The organism is Micromonospora sp. NPDC000207, assembly GCF_040300925.1.
Classification (GTDB): domain Bacteria; phylum Actinomycetota; class Actinomycetes; order Mycobacteriales; family Micromonosporaceae; genus Micromonospora.
Genome location: NZ_JBEPEQ010000001.1, coordinates 137509 through 152268, shown reverse-complemented (window position 1 = coordinate 152268; position 14760 = coordinate 137509). Strand labels below are relative to the sequence as shown.

The 14760-nt window shown below is 71.8% G+C and carries 15 protein-coding genes; 6 read left to right on the top strand and 9 right to left on the bottom strand.

From position 1 onward, the window contains the following. Positions 1-67: 67 nt before the first annotated feature. The 7 genes from ABT336_RS00845 to ABT336_RS00815 all read right to left on the bottom strand — a co-directional run bounded on the left by ABT336_RS00845 (position 68) and on the right by ABT336_RS00815 (position 7173). Entirely contained in the window at positions 68-850 is a 783-nt protein-coding gene (locus ABT336_RS00845) for a VOC family protein (RefSeq protein ID WP_350894368.1), read from the bottom strand. Positions 851-968: 118 nt separating this feature from the next. Further along, positions 969-1706: an ABC transporter permease gene (locus tag ABT336_RS00840; RefSeq protein WP_350894367.1), complete on the bottom strand. Its 738-nt coding sequence runs from the start codon at positions 1704-1706 to the stop codon at positions 969-971. Between the two features lie 10 nt (positions 1707-1716). Next, entirely contained in the window at positions 1717-2676 is a 960-nt protein-coding gene (locus ABT336_RS00835; RefSeq protein WP_350894366.1) for an ABC transporter ATP-binding protein, read from the bottom strand. Beyond that, a complete protein-coding gene (locus tag ABT336_RS00830; RefSeq protein WP_350894365.1) occupies positions 2673-2984 on the bottom strand; it encodes a transcriptional regulator in 312 nt (103 codons plus the stop codon). The genes ABT336_RS00835 and ABT336_RS00830 overlap by 4 nt, the downstream gene beginning before the upstream one ends. Further along, entirely contained in the window at positions 2981-3643 is a 663-nt protein-coding gene (locus ABT336_RS00825) for a transporter (protein WP_350894364.1), read from the bottom strand. Before ABT336_RS00825 ends, ABT336_RS00830 begins: the two co-directional genes overlap by 4 nt. Positions 3644-3736: 93 nt before the next feature. Continuing rightward, the gene (locus ABT336_RS00820; protein ID WP_350894363.1) at positions 3737-5005 is read right to left on the bottom strand and encodes a serine hydrolase domain-containing protein; all 1269 of its coding nucleotides are present in this window, start codon (positions 5003-5005) and stop codon (positions 3737-3739) included. 182 nt (positions 5006-5187) lie between these two features. Continuing rightward, the gene (locus ABT336_RS00815) at positions 5188-7173 is read right to left on the bottom strand and encodes a HelD family protein (RefSeq protein WP_502891072.1); all 1986 of its coding nucleotides are present in this window, start codon (positions 7171-7173) and stop codon (positions 5188-5190) included. A 372-nt stretch (positions 7174-7545) separates the two neighbouring features. Here ABT336_RS00815 and ABT336_RS00810 point away from each other — a divergent pair, with 372 nt between their 5' ends. Then, on the top strand, positions 7546-8397 hold the full coding sequence (locus tag ABT336_RS00810) for a menaquinone biosynthetic enzyme MqnA/MqnD family protein (protein WP_350894362.1): 852 nt from the start codon (positions 7546-7548) through the stop codon (positions 8395-8397). A 180-nt stretch (positions 8398-8577) separates the two neighbouring features. On the opposite strand, the gene ABT336_RS00805 is transcribed toward ABT336_RS00810, so the two are convergent. Beyond that, positions 8578-9534, bottom strand: a complete 957-nt coding sequence (locus ABT336_RS00805) for a serine hydrolase (RefSeq protein WP_350894361.1) — start codon at positions 9532-9534, stop codon at positions 8578-8580. Further along, positions 9534-10487: a hypothetical protein gene (locus tag ABT336_RS00800; RefSeq protein WP_350894360.1), complete on the bottom strand. Its 954-nt coding sequence runs from the start codon at positions 10485-10487 to the stop codon at positions 9534-9536. The genes ABT336_RS00805 and ABT336_RS00800 overlap by 1 nt, the downstream gene beginning before the upstream one ends. A 370-nt stretch (positions 10488-10857) precedes the next feature. On the opposite strand from ABT336_RS00800, the gene paaA reads away from it, so the two are divergent. The 5 genes from paaA (at position 10858) to paaE (ending at position 14699) form a co-directional block, all read left to right on the top strand. After that, positions 10858-11925 (top strand): 1,2-phenylacetyl-CoA epoxidase subunit PaaA, encoded by a 1068-nt coding sequence (gene paaA / locus ABT336_RS00795; RefSeq protein ID WP_350894359.1) that lies wholly within the window; start codon positions 10858-10860, stop codon positions 11923-11925. Then, positions 11922-12230 (top strand): 1,2-phenylacetyl-CoA epoxidase subunit PaaB, encoded by a 309-nt coding sequence (gene paaB / locus ABT336_RS00790; RefSeq protein WP_350894358.1) that lies wholly within the window; start codon positions 11922-11924, stop codon positions 12228-12230. The genes paaA and paaB overlap by 4 nt, the downstream gene beginning before the upstream one ends. Next, positions 12227-12976 (top strand): 1,2-phenylacetyl-CoA epoxidase subunit PaaC, encoded by a 750-nt coding sequence (gene paaC, locus ABT336_RS00785; protein WP_350894357.1) that lies wholly within the window; start codon positions 12227-12229, stop codon positions 12974-12976. Before paaB ends, paaC begins: the two co-directional genes overlap by 4 nt. Before the next feature lie 65 nt (positions 12977-13041). Beyond that, positions 13042-13542, top strand: coding sequence for a 1,2-phenylacetyl-CoA epoxidase subunit PaaD (paaD, locus tag ABT336_RS00780; protein ID WP_350894356.1), 501 nt, complete (start codon positions 13042-13044; stop codon positions 13540-13542). After that, positions 13539-14699, top strand: coding sequence for a 1,2-phenylacetyl-CoA epoxidase subunit PaaE (paaE, locus tag ABT336_RS00775; RefSeq protein WP_350894355.1), 1161 nt, complete (start codon positions 13539-13541; stop codon positions 14697-14699). The genes paaD and paaE overlap by 4 nt, the downstream gene beginning before the upstream one ends. Positions 14700-14760: the final 61 nt, after the last annotated feature.

Genomic DNA, 14760 nt, shown 5'->3' with positions numbered 1-14760 from the left:
GGATCGAGCCGCACCCCCTGGCCCGGGGGCTCGGCGGCGAGAAGGGGACCCCTCTCGACCGTGTGCGTCAGAAAGAGGCGCTTCCCCCGGGGCGGAGGGTGACTATCCAGAAGAGGGCGCCTTGGGGGTCGCGGAGTGCGGCGGTCCGACCGGCGGGGGCGTCCATCGGCGGGACCAGCACGTCACCGCCCAGTTCGGTGGCGCGGACCGCCGCCGCGTCCGCGTCGGCCACCGCGAAGTACACAGACCAGTACGCGGGCAGTCCGGCGGAGAACCCGTCCCCGATCGGCGGCATCATCCCGGCGACCACCTGGTCCCCGCACCGCCAACCGGTGTAGGTGACGGGGTCGGTGGAGTGGTCCTCCGGCTGCCAGCCGAAGACCAGCTCGTAGAAGGTCTTCGCGCCCTCCGGGTCGGGGGTGACCAGTTCGGTCCAGCTCATCGCGCCGGGGGTGTTGAACACCTCGGCACCGCGCATCTCCATCGGCTGCCAGACGCTGAACGTGGCCCCGGCGGGGTCGGCGAAGACCGCCATCCGCCCCTGGTCGAAGATCTGCAACGGGGGGACCACCACCTGTCCGCCGGCCGCCTCGACCCGGGTGGCGACCAGCTCCGGGTCGTCGGTGGCGACGTAGGTGGACCAGATCGGCACCTGTTCCGGGGTGGCCGGGGGGCCGATCCCGGCGGCGGCCAGCCCGTCCAGGAGGAAGGTGGTGTACCCGCCCGCCTCCGGCTGGGGGGTGACCCGACCGGTCCAGCCGAAGAGCTCGGTGTAGAACCGCTTCGCTGCGGCCAGGTCGGCGGTGGCCAGGTCGGCCCAGCAGGGCACACCCGGTGGTACGTTCGCCACGCCTGCCCCCTCCGCCGAACCGGTTCCGGTGACGCCGGACGGGGCGCCCCCGTCCGAATCGTGGCACCGACGCGTCGACCGGCGCAGCCGAACCGGTCAGATGGGGCGGGCGTACGGTTCAGCTGAACCGGCGTCCCTCGTCCCGTCGGTAGGCCCATCCGGCGAGTGAGCCGAGGGCGACGATCCACACCCCGAGCATGACCAGCGAGAGTGGTTCGGGTCGGAAGTCGCCGACCGCCGCCCACATCAGTTCGACGGCTCCCCGGGTCGGCAGGTACGGCGCGATCGCCTCGATGAAGCCGGGGGCCTGACCGGGACTGGAGAGCAGCCCTCCGCCGAAGGCCAGCGGGAAGAAGACGACCTGCGCCACGACGATCGCCGCCTTGGCGGGCAACGAGTATCCGATGGCCAGCCCCATCAGCGTGAACGGCACCGAGACCAGGCCGACGGCGGCGGCGGCGAGGGCGAGTCGGGCCAATCCCGTCCGGGCCTCGGTGAGGGTCGCCGCGATCACCACCACGGGGATCAGGGACAGGTAGGTCATGGCCAGCCCGGCCAGCACCCGACCGGCGAACCGGGGGGCCGACCCGGCGGGCAGGGTCCGCAGGTACGGGTCCCAGGGCAGGGCGCGGTCCTCGGCCACCCCGATGCCGTACTGGAAGATGTTGGCGCTCATCACCGCGAAGGTGACCATCGCGGCGGTGGCGTACGTGGCGGCGACCTGCTCGTCGCCGACGGCCGGTACGACGAAGAAGATCATCGCGGCGGCGGGGAAGAAGGCGCTGCCCACCACGGCGATCGGGGTTCGGAACAGTTCCAGCAGCTGGTAGCGGGCGTGGGCCAGGGCGAGTCGCACTGCTGTCTCCTCAGGCGGTGGTCGGCACGTCGGCGTCGGTCCGGTTCCCGGGGATCGGCACGGCGTCGGTCCGGTTCCCGGTGGTCGGCGTGTCGGTGTCGGTCCGGCCGTCGGTGGTGATGGCGAGGAACGCCTCCTCCAGCGAGGTGGGGCGTACTTCCAGGTCCCGGAAGTCGACGTGGGCGGTGACGAGGTCGCGGACCAGCTGGTCGGCGTCGGCGGTGAGCAGGTGGACCCGCCCCTGCGCGTGTTCGACCCGGGCCACCCCGGGCAGCTCCGGGAGGCGGTCGGCGGTGAGGCTGACCCGGCGCAGGCCCACCACGCCCCGGACGGCCGAGACGGTGTCGTCGGCGAGTACCCGGCCCTGCCCGATCACCACCACCCGTTGCGCCAGGGCCTCGATCTCCTCCAGGTAGTGGCTGGTGAGCAGCACCGTTCCGCCGTCGGCGTGGAAGGCCCGGACGGCCTCCCACAGGACGTGTCGGGCCTCGACGTCCAGGCCGGTGGTCGGCTCGTCGAGCAGTACCAGTCGGGGTCGGCCGACGAAGGCCAGCGCCACCGCGAGCCGCCGTCGCTGCCCGCCGGAGAGCCCGCCGGTCTGTCGGCGTACCAGGTCGGTGAGGCCGAACCGGTCGAGCAGTTCGTCACGGGGGACCGGGTCGGGGTAGTGCCGGCTGACGAACTCGACGACCTCCCCGACCCGCAGGGTGCCGGGCAGCCCGGTCTCCTGCGGGGTGGCACCGACAGACCGCCGGTACGCCGGGTCACGCGGGTCGCCACCGAACAGCTCCACCCGTCCGGAGCTGGGTCGGCGTAGCCCGACGAGCAGGTTGAGCAGTGTCGACTTGCCCGCGCCGTTGGGACCGAGCAGCCCGACCAGTTCACCGGCGCGTACGTCGAGGTCGACCCGGTCGAGGGCGAGGACGTCGCCGTACCGCCGGGTGGCCTGCTCGGCACGGGCGAGGATCATGTCGGCTCCTTCTTGTCTGCGGGGTTGAGCAGGGCGTGGATGGTGGCCGTGTACTCCTCGAAGGCCAGCTGCCCCCGTCGGGTGAGGGCGATCAGGGTGGTGGGGGTCCGCCCCCGGTGGGTCTTGGTGACAGCGACGTAACCGGCGTCCTCCAGCTTGCGCAGGTGGACCGAGAGGTTCCCGGCGGTCATGCCGAGGATCTCCTGGAGCCAGGGGAAGGCGGCCTGGTCGCCCTCGCCGAGGGCGGAGAGGGAGGCGACCACCCGGAGGCGGGCCTGGGCGTGGATCACCGGGTCGAGTTCGGTCACCTCCGGCCCCGGCTTCGTCCCTGGCTCCGACCCCGGCACCGCAGCCGACTCACCAGTCCGGTGAGGAGCATCCCGCCCCCACCGGCGACGGCGACGACGAGGGAGTGCCAGCCGGGGCCGGCGAAGGTGCCGACCAGGTTGACGACGATGACTGCGACGCCGAGGAGGAAGAGTCCCCGGTCCAGGAAGACGGCCCCGCCTGCCATGAGCAGGATCCCGGAGATGCCCACCGAGAGCGCCGACCAGAGCAGCCCGGTCAGGTCCGGCGGGAGTGTGTCGGAGACCCGGGTGGCGACCGCGAAGAGGGTCAGGAACGCCAGCGGCCAGGACCAGCCGTACCAGGCGCCCCGGCGGGCGGAGGAACCGGCGACGTGGCCCTGGGACCTGATCCCGGCCACTGCGGTGATCACCCCGGCGATGCCGAGCAGGGTGAACAACGTGGCCAGGGGCAGCCAGTCCGGCATGGCGACGAGGGGCTCGTCGGTGGGAGGGAAACGGAGGAAGAGCAGCCCGAAGCCGATCAGCCAGGCCGAACCCCAGGGCACGTAGTAGAGCAGGGGGTCCGGTTCGAGGCGGCGGGCGGCGGTGGCCCGCTGCTCGTCGATCAGGCGCAGGGCGGCGGCCGGGTCCTTCGGCGGCAGGTCCTCGTCGGTGTTCACGCAAACTACTTTAAACCGCAAAGTCAATGGGGGCCAGCCGGCGACGAGCGGGGGCGGCGTCGGGTGTCGACGCCGCCCCCGCTCGATGCCAGGTCAGCGGGGTGAGAGAGGACGGATCAGGTCACTGGTGCCCGGAGCGGTGACGGGCAGCGTCAGCGGGGCGACGGCGGCGGAACGCAGCGTCTCGGCGGAACCGGACTCGGTGGCCGGACCGCAGAGGGCGGTGACGACGAACCCGAGCTTCGCCTGCAGGATCGGGTCGGGCTGACCCGGCACCGCGTAGTGGGTCACGTTGTCGGCGATCGTCACCTGCCGGGTCCCGTCCGGCGAGTGCAACGACAGGGTGCTGTGACCGAAGACGACACCGTCGTGCCCCCACGCCGGCCCGCAGGGCAGCTCGACCTGGTAGATGCCCAGGCCGTACCCGCCCACTGTCTGTTCCGGGACCATCGGTACGGTTCGCTGCATCTCGCGCAGCTCCTTCTCGCCCAGCACCCTGCCGGTCAGCAGCGCCCGGTAGAACCGGTTCAGGTCGTCGGTGGTGGAGACCAGCTCACCGGCCGTCCACGCCCAACTCATGTTGTAGACGCTGAAATCGCGCAGCACACCCTCGTACCACGGCAGGTAGCCCTTGCTGTGCGGTCCGGCGATCCGTGGCTTCGTGCCCGGGAAGACGGTGTGCCGCAGCCCGAGCGGCTTGATGATCCGCCGGGTGATCTCCTCGGTGGCGGACCTGCCGGTCACCTTCTCCACCACCAGCCCGGCCAGGACGTAGTTGGTGTTGGAGTAGGAGAACCCCGCCCCGGGTGCTCCGGTACGCGGCATGTCCAGCCCGATCCGGGCCAGCTGACGCGGGCTGAACGTGCTGTCCCGGTGCTCCTCGACGCCCTCGGGGGTCGAGAAGAGGACCGCGTCGTACGTGCCGATGCCGCTGGTGTGGTTGAGCAGCATCCGTACGGTGACCCCGCTCGGGGCGAGGTCCGGCAGGTACCGGGCGACCGGCGCGTCCAACGCCACCCGACGCTCCCCGACCAGTTGCAGGACGGTGGCCGCCACGAAGGTCTTGGTGATGCTGCCGACCCGGTGCCGCATGTGCGGCTGCATCGGCCGACCGGTGTCCACGTCGGCCACCCCACTGGCACCGCTCCAGACACCCCGGCCGTCCCGCGCCTGGGCCAGCACCCCCGGCATGCCCGCCTCGGTGACCTTCGCCAGGTCGGCGGCGAGGACGTCGGCGGGCATCCCCGGGGGACGTCCCGGCCGCCCTTCGGCGAGCGCCGGGGTACTGCCTCCGACCAGGACGGCCGATGCCACCACCGCCCCACAGGCGGCCGACAGCAGGCGGCGACGTGCTCTGTTCATGTGCCCTCCCTCGGGGGACGAAACAAGACACGTTCATCCTCTGGCCCCGAGTCCAGTGACGAATCCCGCTGGATGTCGACATCGGAATGGTTCCCGGGGAGGACCGACGGCACCGACCGGTCCCCCGCACGACGGACCCCGACGGCTCACCCGTCACCGGTCAGGACGACGGACGGAACGACTCACCCGTCACCGGCCAGGGCGGCGGGGAGCGGCTCGGTGTGCACGACGGTGAGGCGGGAGACCGCCCGGGTCAGGACCACGTACAGGCGGTTCGACCCGCGCGGCTCGGCCGCCACGATCGCCGCCGGTTCCACTGTCACCACGTGGTCGTACTCCAGGCCCTTGACGGCCGTCGCGCCGACGACCGTGACCCGCGAGTCGGCGGTGACGTCGTCGGCGGTCGCGGCGGGAATCCCGGCGTCGGCCAGTGCCGCCCGGAGGCGGTCCACTGTCGCGTCGGCGGCGATCACCCCCACCGACCCGTCGTGCGCCAACGCCGCCCGGACCTCCGCCACCGTCGCCACCACCGGATCCGCCACGGTACGCACCTCCAACGCCCCGTCCCGGCGCAACGACTCCGCCGGGGGGACGTCGACGGCGAGCGTCGCCAACAGCCGGTTGGCCAACTCCACGACGACGGCGGGCACCCGGAACCCGACAGTCAACGGCACCACCGCCGCGTCCGGCTTGCCCAGGTGGACCAGGGACTCCCGCCAGTCGGTGGCGGCCCACGGGGCGGTCCCCTGGGCCAGGTCACCGAGGAGGGTCACCGACCCGTGCTCGCTGCGCCGGGCGAGCACCCGGCACTGCATCGGGGAGAGGTCCTGTGCCTCGTCGACCACGACGTGCCCGAACCCGGGCGGACGCTCCAACAACCCGGCGACCTCGTCGACGAGGACCGCGTCGGCGGCGGTCCAGCGGGTCGTCTTCGGGGTCCGGCCGATCCGGCCCGACCGGAACAGCTCCTGCTCCTGCGGGGTGAGCAGCCCGTCGGCGGCCTCCGCCAGCCGCTGCCCGTCGGTGCGGAGCAGGTGCAGCACCCCCTCCGGGGTCAGCGGCGGCCAGGCCGCGTCGAGGAAGGCCACGACCGGCCCGACCCGGCCCATCCGACGCAGCCAGGCGTCGCTCGGCGACTCGGCGCGCCGCTCCTCCGCCTGTCGTTGCAGCAGAGCCACCACCCGGGCCCGGACCCGCTCCCGGCCCACCGCGTACGGCAGCCCCTCCGCACGGGTCTGCGCGACGATCCGGTTCAGCGGGTCGACCCCGATCCGCCACCGGTACGAGCCGTCGGAGACCTGTATCGGCTCGGTCGCCCCGGACACGTACGCGTCGACGGCCCGGCGGAGCACCTCGGCCAGCCGTACGTCGTGTTTCAGGGCGGCCACCTCCGGGGGGTCCACAGCACGTACCGGAGTCCGCGCGACCAGATCGTCCACTGTGGTCTGTTCGACCTCCACCTCGCCGAGGGCGGGCAGGACGGCGGCGATGTACGCCAGGAAGGCCCGGTTCGGCCCGACCACGAGCACACCCGAACGACGCAGCCGCTCCCGGTGCAGGTAGAGCAGGTACGCGGCCCGGTGCAGCCCGACCGCTGTCTTCCCGGTGCCCGGGGCGCCCTGCACACAGATCGAGGTGTCCAGGTCGGCCCGGACCAGTTCGTCCTGCTCGGGTTGGATGGTGGCGACGATGTCACGCATCGGCCCCGACCGGGGACGCTCGATCTCGCCGGTGAGGATCCGGCTGGCCGTACCCAGCTCCTCACCCCGTTCCAGGTGCTCGTCCTCGAAGCTGGTCAGCGTCCCCCTGTCGAACCCGAACCGGCGGCGGACCGCCACCTGACGGGGGTCCCGGGCACCGGCCCGGTAGAACAGCCGGGACAGTGGTGCCCGCCAGTCCAGCACCAGGGGCTCACCCGTCTCGTCGGTGACGTGTCGCCGCCCGACGTGGTACGCCCGACCTCCGTGCTCCGGATGGGTCAGGGCGAAGGTGAGCTTGCCGAAGAACAGCGGTGCGTCCGGGTGGTCGGCCAGCTCGGTGACCCGCCGGGACAGGTGCCGACCGAGCTGCTCGGCGGTGTACGCGTCCCCGGCCACCCGGTCGCCGGTGGCGTACAACGCCTCGGCCCGTTCCCGCATCCGCCGCAGGGCGGCCCGGGACAGGGTCAGGTGCGCCTGCTCGGCGGCGAGCGGGTCGGTCGCGGTGCGGGTCGTGTCGGCTGCGGTGCGGTGCGGGTCGGCTGCGGTGCGGGTCGGGTCGGTCGCGGTGCGGGTCGGGTCGGCTGCGGTGCGGGTCGGGTCGGTCGCGGTGCGGGTCGGGTCGGCTGCGGGCACGATGCACTCCGGCTTCGGTGGGGTGCTGCTCGCGTCTCCGGGGCGGATGGCCGACGCCCGGCGCGACGACGTCCGATGCGGTGCGTGCTCACCTCGGCCGTCAGACGACCCGGGACCCTACCGTCTTCCGTCAGCGACCTGCACCGCTTTTCCGACGGGGCGGACCTCGGCGGAGTCGGTCGTAGGCGGCGGGGATACGGTCGGGGCATGGCTGAGCGCGTCGCCCGACCACGAGTGGGGCACATCCAGTTCCTGAACTGCCTGCCGATCTACTGGGGGCTGATGCGGTCAGGGGCGCTCATCGACGTCGACCTGCACAAGGACTCCCCGGACCGGCTCAGTGCCGCCCTCGTCGCCGGGGACCTGGACATCGGGCCGATCTCGCACGTCGAGTACCTGCGGCACGCCGACGAACTGCTGCTCCTGCCGGACCTCGCGGTCGGCAGCGACGGCCCGGTCCTGTCGGTCAACATCGTCTCCACCCGTCCGCTGGCCGACCTCGGCGACGGGAAGGTGGCGCTCGGCTCGACGTCACGGACCGGCGTCCTCCTGGCCCAGCTGCTGCTCGGCGAGCGGTACGGGGTACGCCCCGAGTACTTCCGGTGCCCGCCCGACCTGACCCAGATGCTGCTGGAGGCCGATGCCGGGGTCCTCATCGGCGACGTGGCGCTCCGAGCCCTCTACGAGGCACCCCGGCGTGGGCTGGAGGTCACCGACCTCGGTCAGGCCTGGCAGGAGTGGACCGGTCTGCCGATGGTCTTCGCCGTCTGGGCCGTACGCCGTGACTTCGCCGCCGCCCACCCGGGGATGGTCAAGGAGGTGCACGAGGCGTTCCTACGATCGCGTGACCTCTGCCTGGCCGAGCTGGACCAGGTCGCCGAGGCGGCAGCCCGGTGGGAGCCGTTCGACGCGGCGACGCTCGCCTCGTACTTCCGGGTCCTGGACTTCTCGCTGGGCGAGCGGCAGGTGGCCGGGCTGCGGGAGTTCGCCGGTCGCGCGGCGGCCGTCGGGGCCGCCCCGTCGCTTCCTGCGGGCGGCCCGGCGTTCTTCACCGGCTGACCCGCCCGCTACTTCGCTGACCCGCCCGCTACTTCGCTGACCCGCCCGCTACTTCGCTGACCCGCCCGCTACTTCGCTGACCCGCCCGCTACTTCGCTGACCCCGCCCACGTCTGCGGGCTCTCGGGGTGGTGAGAAGGGTGCCCCCTATGGCCGTAGGCGTTAAAAAGGGGCCCTTTCTTCAGGGGCGGCGCAGGAGGGTGTCGGTGACCTTCTCGCAGTTGTCCATGCCGTACTCGTACCCCCGGTTGATGGGGTAGCGGAGCATCACGCCCATCGTCCAGTCCTCGCCGATGGCGAGGCAGTTGACGTGGATCTCCTGCTCTTCGATCCGGTCGACCCAGCCGTTCTTGATGGCGATGGTCTTGCCCACCTTCGCCGAGAACGCCTTGCGGATGCCGAAGTCACCCGAGCCCCGGACCAGGCGCATCTCCTTGAGCAGCCAGTCGGTCCACTCCGGTCCGGCGGCGCGGCCGTCGGCGATGCACTGTCCCAGCCGGGTGGTGTCCCGGGGGGAGAGGTTCGTCCGGCTCCAGCCCTTGTCGTCGGCCACGCTGCTGTCTGTCATCTCGCAGATCCTGATCATCCGCTTGATCGACGCGGCCCGGCCGACCTCGGTGTAGAGCCGCTCGGTCCGGAGGTTGTCGCTGTCACGGATGATCAAGGTGGCGTCGTTGAGCTTGCCGTCACCGGGCTTCTCGCCGGCCTCGTCGGCGCGGCGGAGGTAGTCGGCCACGATCCAGGACTTGATCAGTGATGCGGTGGTGCTCGTCTCGTCCATGTTCTTCGAGCCGGTGATCTCGCCGCTGCGGGTGTCCATGACGCTCCAGCCGTACCAGCCGTCGATCTCGACGTCGATGCTGGTGCTGGTCAGGTCGAACGGGAGCGGGTCGGGCGAGGGGCTGGGCGACGGGGTCGGCCGGGAACTGCGGTCCGTGCTCGTCGCCTCCCCGCCCCGGCTGGTGGTGTCGGGCACGTCGCCCCAGCGGGCCGCGGCGATGGACTCCAGCGGGGAGCCGGGCAACAGCCGCAGCGAGATCAGGACCAGTCCGAGCAGCACCGACGCGATGGCGACGAGTTGTAACGGGGATGTTCCGTCCCGCCGGGGTCGGCGGCGGTTGCGACGGTCACCGGGCATCAGAGCTTGCCCACGGGTTGCTGCGGCACCTTGAGGGCGGCACCGGGTTGCGGGCTGACCAGTTGGGTGGCGACAGTGGCGCAGATGTCCGCGCCGTAGTCGAGACCGTTCGCGATGGGATAACGCAGCAGCACGGCGAGGCTCCACTTCTCGGTGACGGCAAGACAGTTCACGTGCCAGTTGCCGTCATAGTTCAATGGAGTCCAGCCGTTCTTGATGGCGACCGGTCCCTGGTCGAGGATCGCCTCGGGGAGACCGTCGATGATCCCCCACCGGCCGCCGCCCTCCCGACGCTGCTGGTCGGCGTCGGCGGTGGTGCCTCGGACCTTGCTCATCTCGTCGAGCAGGAACTCGGTGTGGGTCGGCCCGGCGGCGGTGCCGTCGGCGAGGCAGCGACCGAGCCGGACCGCGTCCCGGGCGGACATCTCGGTGAAGGACCACCAACCCTGGTAGCCGGGGACCCGGCCGGGGCGGGTGTCGGTCAGGTCGCACACAAGGATCATCTCGCGGATGGAGGCCGGCCCACCGACTGCGGAGTACAGCCGGTTGGCGGCGTCGTCGTTGCTGTCCCGGATTGACGTGACGATGTCCCGCCGGAACCTGCCCGGGATCGGTTCGTCCCCGAGTTCGCGGAGGTAGTCGGCGGCGAACCAAGCCTTGATCATGGACTCGGTCGAGTTGGTCTTCGCCATGTTCTTCGCCCCGGAGATCTCCCCGGTGGCGTGGTCGAGCAGTGCCCAGGAGAAGAAGTCGCCCTTGAAGTTCACCGACACCGGTGCGTCGGCGAGCGTGGGCGGCGGTGGCTCGGTGGGCTCCGGCGCGGTCCAGGCGACTGCGGCGCCCTCGCCGGTGGGCGGGGTGTTTGTGAGTCGGGCGTACGCGCTCGGCACCAGCAGGACACCGCCGAGCAGGACCGCCACGACGGCGAGCACCTTGATCACGCGAGATCGCATGAGTGGGCGAACTCCAGAGGTCAGGGCCGGGGGAGACCGGGTTTTTGAGCCGAACGAGGGTCGGCCGCCGATGGCTGGGGGAAGGCTGGGGTCGCCCTGGCGGCCGTGATCGCCCTGCTCGGTGTGACCGGCAAAGTTTACGTCCGGTGCAGGCCGACGCCAGGGTGCGGCAGGCCTCGACGCGCCCGAATGCCGGAAGATCGGCCCGGTATGTGTTCCTTGGACGGATTCATCTTCCGGACGTGTCCTACCTCACATCGCAGTCCACGTCCGACAACGGCCCGGACGGGTCGATCGGTGACGCAAGGGCCACTCGGAATTCTGTTACACCCTCTGGTGCACCGAGGGGCGAGCTGTAACACTTGTCGGCATGTATGGCAACGACTTCGCCGGCGACGACACACCCGGCGGTGGCCTGCTCGGTGAGGTCGAAGCGGCGGAGGCGGACCTCCGCGAGGCGGCTGCCCGCAAGCGTCAGGAGCCGGCCGGGGAACCCGGCACCGACCTGTCGGCGTACTTCACCGGCGTGATCGAGGCCGACCAGAAGATCGAACCCCGGGACTGGATGCCCGAGGCGTACCGCCGGACCCTGATCCGGCAGATCGCCCAGCACGCCCACTCCGAGATCATCGGGATGCAGCCGGAGGGGAACTGGATCAGCCGGGCGCCCTCCCTCAAGCGCAAGGCGATCCTGCTGGCCAAGGTCCAGGACGAGGCCGGACACGGCCTCTACCTCTACGCGGCGGCCGAGACCCTCGGGATCACCCGGGACGAGCTGGTCGACCTGCTGCTCGCCGGCCGGCAGAAGTACAGCTCGATCTTCAACTACCCCACCCTGACCTGGGCGGACGTCGGGGCGATCGGCTGGCTGGTGGACGGGGCGGCGATCGTCAACCAGGTGCCCCTGTGCCGCTGCTCCTACGGCCCGTACGCCCGCGCCATGATCCGGGTCTGCAAGGAGGAGTCGTTCCACCAGCGCCAGGGGTACGAGATCCTGCACACCCTGTCGCACGGCACCCCGGCCCAACGGGCGATGGCCCAGGACGCGATCGACAGATGGTGGTACCCGTCGCTGGCGATGTTCGGCCCGCCGGACTCCGACTCCACCCACTCGGAACAGTCCATGGCCTGGAAGATCAAGCGGTTCTCCAACGACGAGCTGCGGCAGCGCTTCGTGGACATGTGCGTCCAACAGGCGGAGCTCCTCGGAGTTCGGATCCCCGACCCCGACCTGCGCTGGAACGCCGAGCGTCAGGCGTACGACTACACCCAGCCCGACTACGACGAGCTGATGCGGGTGATCAAGGGCAACGGCCCGTGCAACCGACAGCGGATGGCACACCGCCGACAGGCCCACGCCGACGGCGCCTGGGTACGGGAGGCCGCGACGGCGTACGCCGCCAAGCGCGCCGAGAAGAAGGAGACGGTGGTGGCATGAGCGACCCCGACCAGCCCCGGGCGGACAGCCCGTCCCCGCTGTGGGAGGTGTTCGTCCGAGCCCGGCGCGGGCTGTCCCACACCCACGTCGGCAGTCTGCACGCCCCCGACGCCGAACTGGCCCTGCGCAACGCCCGGGACCTCTACACCCGCCGCCAGGAGGGGGTGTCGCTGTGGGTGGTGCCGGCGGCGGCGATCACCGCGTCGAGCCCGGACGAGAAGGACGCGTTCTTCGACCCGGCCGCCGACAAGGTCTACCGGCATCCCACCTTCTACGAGGTCCCGGACGGGGTGGCGCACCTGTGAGCGACCTGTTCGAGTTCGTCCTGCGCCTCGGCGACGACGCGCTGGTCGCCGCCCAACGGCTGGCCGAGTGGACCACCCGGGCACCCGAGATGGAAGAGGACGTCGCGCTGGCCAACATCGCCCTCGACCAGCTCGGGGCGGCGCGGCTGCTGCTGACGTACGCGGGCGAACTGGAGGGCGCCGGTCGGGACGAGGACGCGTTGGCGTACCTGCGTGACGACCGGGAGTTCCGCAACTGTCTCCTGGTCGAGCTGCCCAACGGCGACTTCGCGGTGACCATGGCGAAGCTCCTCTTCCTCGCCGCCTACCAGCGGATCCAGTACGACAGGCTGGTCGCCTCCAGCGACGAGCGGCTCGCCGCGATCGCTGCGAAGGCCCGCAAGGAGTCGGCCTACCACCTCGACCACGCGACGGTGTGGGTGAAGCGGCTCGGGGACGGCACCGACCAGTCGCACCGGCGGATGCAGGCGGCGGTGGACCAGATCTGGCCGTACACAGGTGAGCTGTTCGCCGCCGACGAGGTGACCGCCCGCCTCGACGAGCAGGGGGTGGTGCCCGCCCCGGCGACCCTGCGCGACGAGTGGCTGGGCACCGTGGAGCCGGTGCTGACCGAGGCGACGCTGACCCGTCCGACTGACGACTGGGGACCCGCCGGTGGTCGGGACGGGGTGCACACCGAGCACCTGGGGTTCCTCCTCGCCGAGTTCCAGGTCCTGCACCGGGCGCATCCGGGGGCGTCGTGGTAGCGCGCAGGGAGGTGGCAGTGGCGGCGGCTTCGGCTCCGGCTCCGGCTCCCAGGGCGGCGGAGGCGGTGGCTTCGGCCCCCAGGGCGGCGGCGGCTTCGGCTCCCAGGGAGGCGGTGGCGGCGGTGGTGGATCCGGAGATCCGGGTGGTCACCATCGACGACCTCGGCATCCTCCGGTCGGTGCAGGAGGATCCGGACACCGGCCGGGTGACGGTCACCATCACCCCGACGTACACCGGATGTCCCGCGATGGACGTGATCCGCGCCGACATCCGTCGCGCCCTCGCCGCCGTCGGCCATCCGGAGGCCGAGGTGCACACGGTGCACAGTCCCGCGTGGAGCACCGACTGGATCTCCGAGGTCGGCCGGGCGAAGCTCGCCGCCGCCGGGATCGCCCCACCCGCGCCGGCCGCTCCCGGCGCGGTGCCGCTGACCCTCGCCGTCCGCTGCCCGCAGTGCGGATCGGCGGAGACCGAGCAGGTCAGCCGCTTCGGCTCCACCGCGTGCAAGGCGCTGTGGCGGTGCCGCTCCTGCCGGGAACCCTTCGACAATGTGAAGGCACTGTGACTGTCACCATCACCCGCCCGGCCCGTCGCCGTCCGGTCTTCCACCCGCTGCCGGTGGCCGCCGTCGACCGGCTCACCGACGACGCCGTGGCCGTCACCTTCGCCGTACCCGAGGAGCTGCGGGCCGTCTTCGGGTTCTCCGCCGGCCAGCACCTGACGGTCCGGCGGTCGACTGACACCGCCGCCTCCGCCGATGCTGCCCCTGGCGGCGCGGACGTGGCTGTGGCCGCTGGCGGGGCGGACGTTCGCCGGTCGTACTCGATCTGCTCGACCCCCCAGGAACTGGCCCGGCACGGACGGCTGCGGATCGGGGTCCGGGAGGTCCCCGGGGGGGCGTTCTCCGCGTTCGCCTGCCGCGCCCTGCGGTCCGGCGACACAGTCGAGGTCCTGCCGCCCCTGGGCCACTTCACCTCGGCCTTCGCGCCGGAGCGGGTGCGCCGCTACGGCGCTGTCGTCGCCGGTTCCGGGATCACCCCCGTCCTCGGCCTGGTCGCCACGGCCCTGGCCGTCGAGCAGGCCAGCACCTTCACCCTGGTGTACGGCAACCGCACCGCCAACTCGGTGATGTTCGCCGAGGAGTTGGCCGACCTGAAGGACCGCTACCCGACCCGGCTGCACCTGGTGCACGTCCTGTCCCGGGAGCTGGGCGAGTCACCAGTGCTCTCCGGCCGCATCGACGCCGAACGGCTGACCCGGCTGCTGGACACCGTCGTCCCCGCCGACGCCATCGAGGAGTGGTTCCTCTGCGGCCCGTACGGCATGGTCACCGACGCCCGGGCGGTGCTGGCCGGGCGGGGGGTGCCCGACACCGCGGTGCACACCGAACTGTTCCACGTCGACGCCCCACCCGAGCCGGTACGCCGGGTCGAGGACCGGGCCGCCGGTGCGGAGGTGACCATCGTGCTGGACGGTAGGTCGTCCCGGATCGCCATGGGCGCCGGCGAGCGGGTGCTGGACGCGGCGCTGAAGGTCCGCCCCGAACTCCCGTACGCCTGCAAGGGCGGGGTCTGCTCGACCTGCCGGGCGAAGGTGGTCGACGGGGCGGTGACGATGGCCCGCAACTACGCCCTGGAACCGGACGAGGTGGCCGCCGGATACGTCCTGACCTGCCAGTCCACCCCCACCACCAACACCCTGACCATCGACTACGACGCCTGACCCCCAATCCCCCTGCTCCCCCCTGCCTCCCCCGCAGGAACCCGGTGATCAAGGGGTTTGC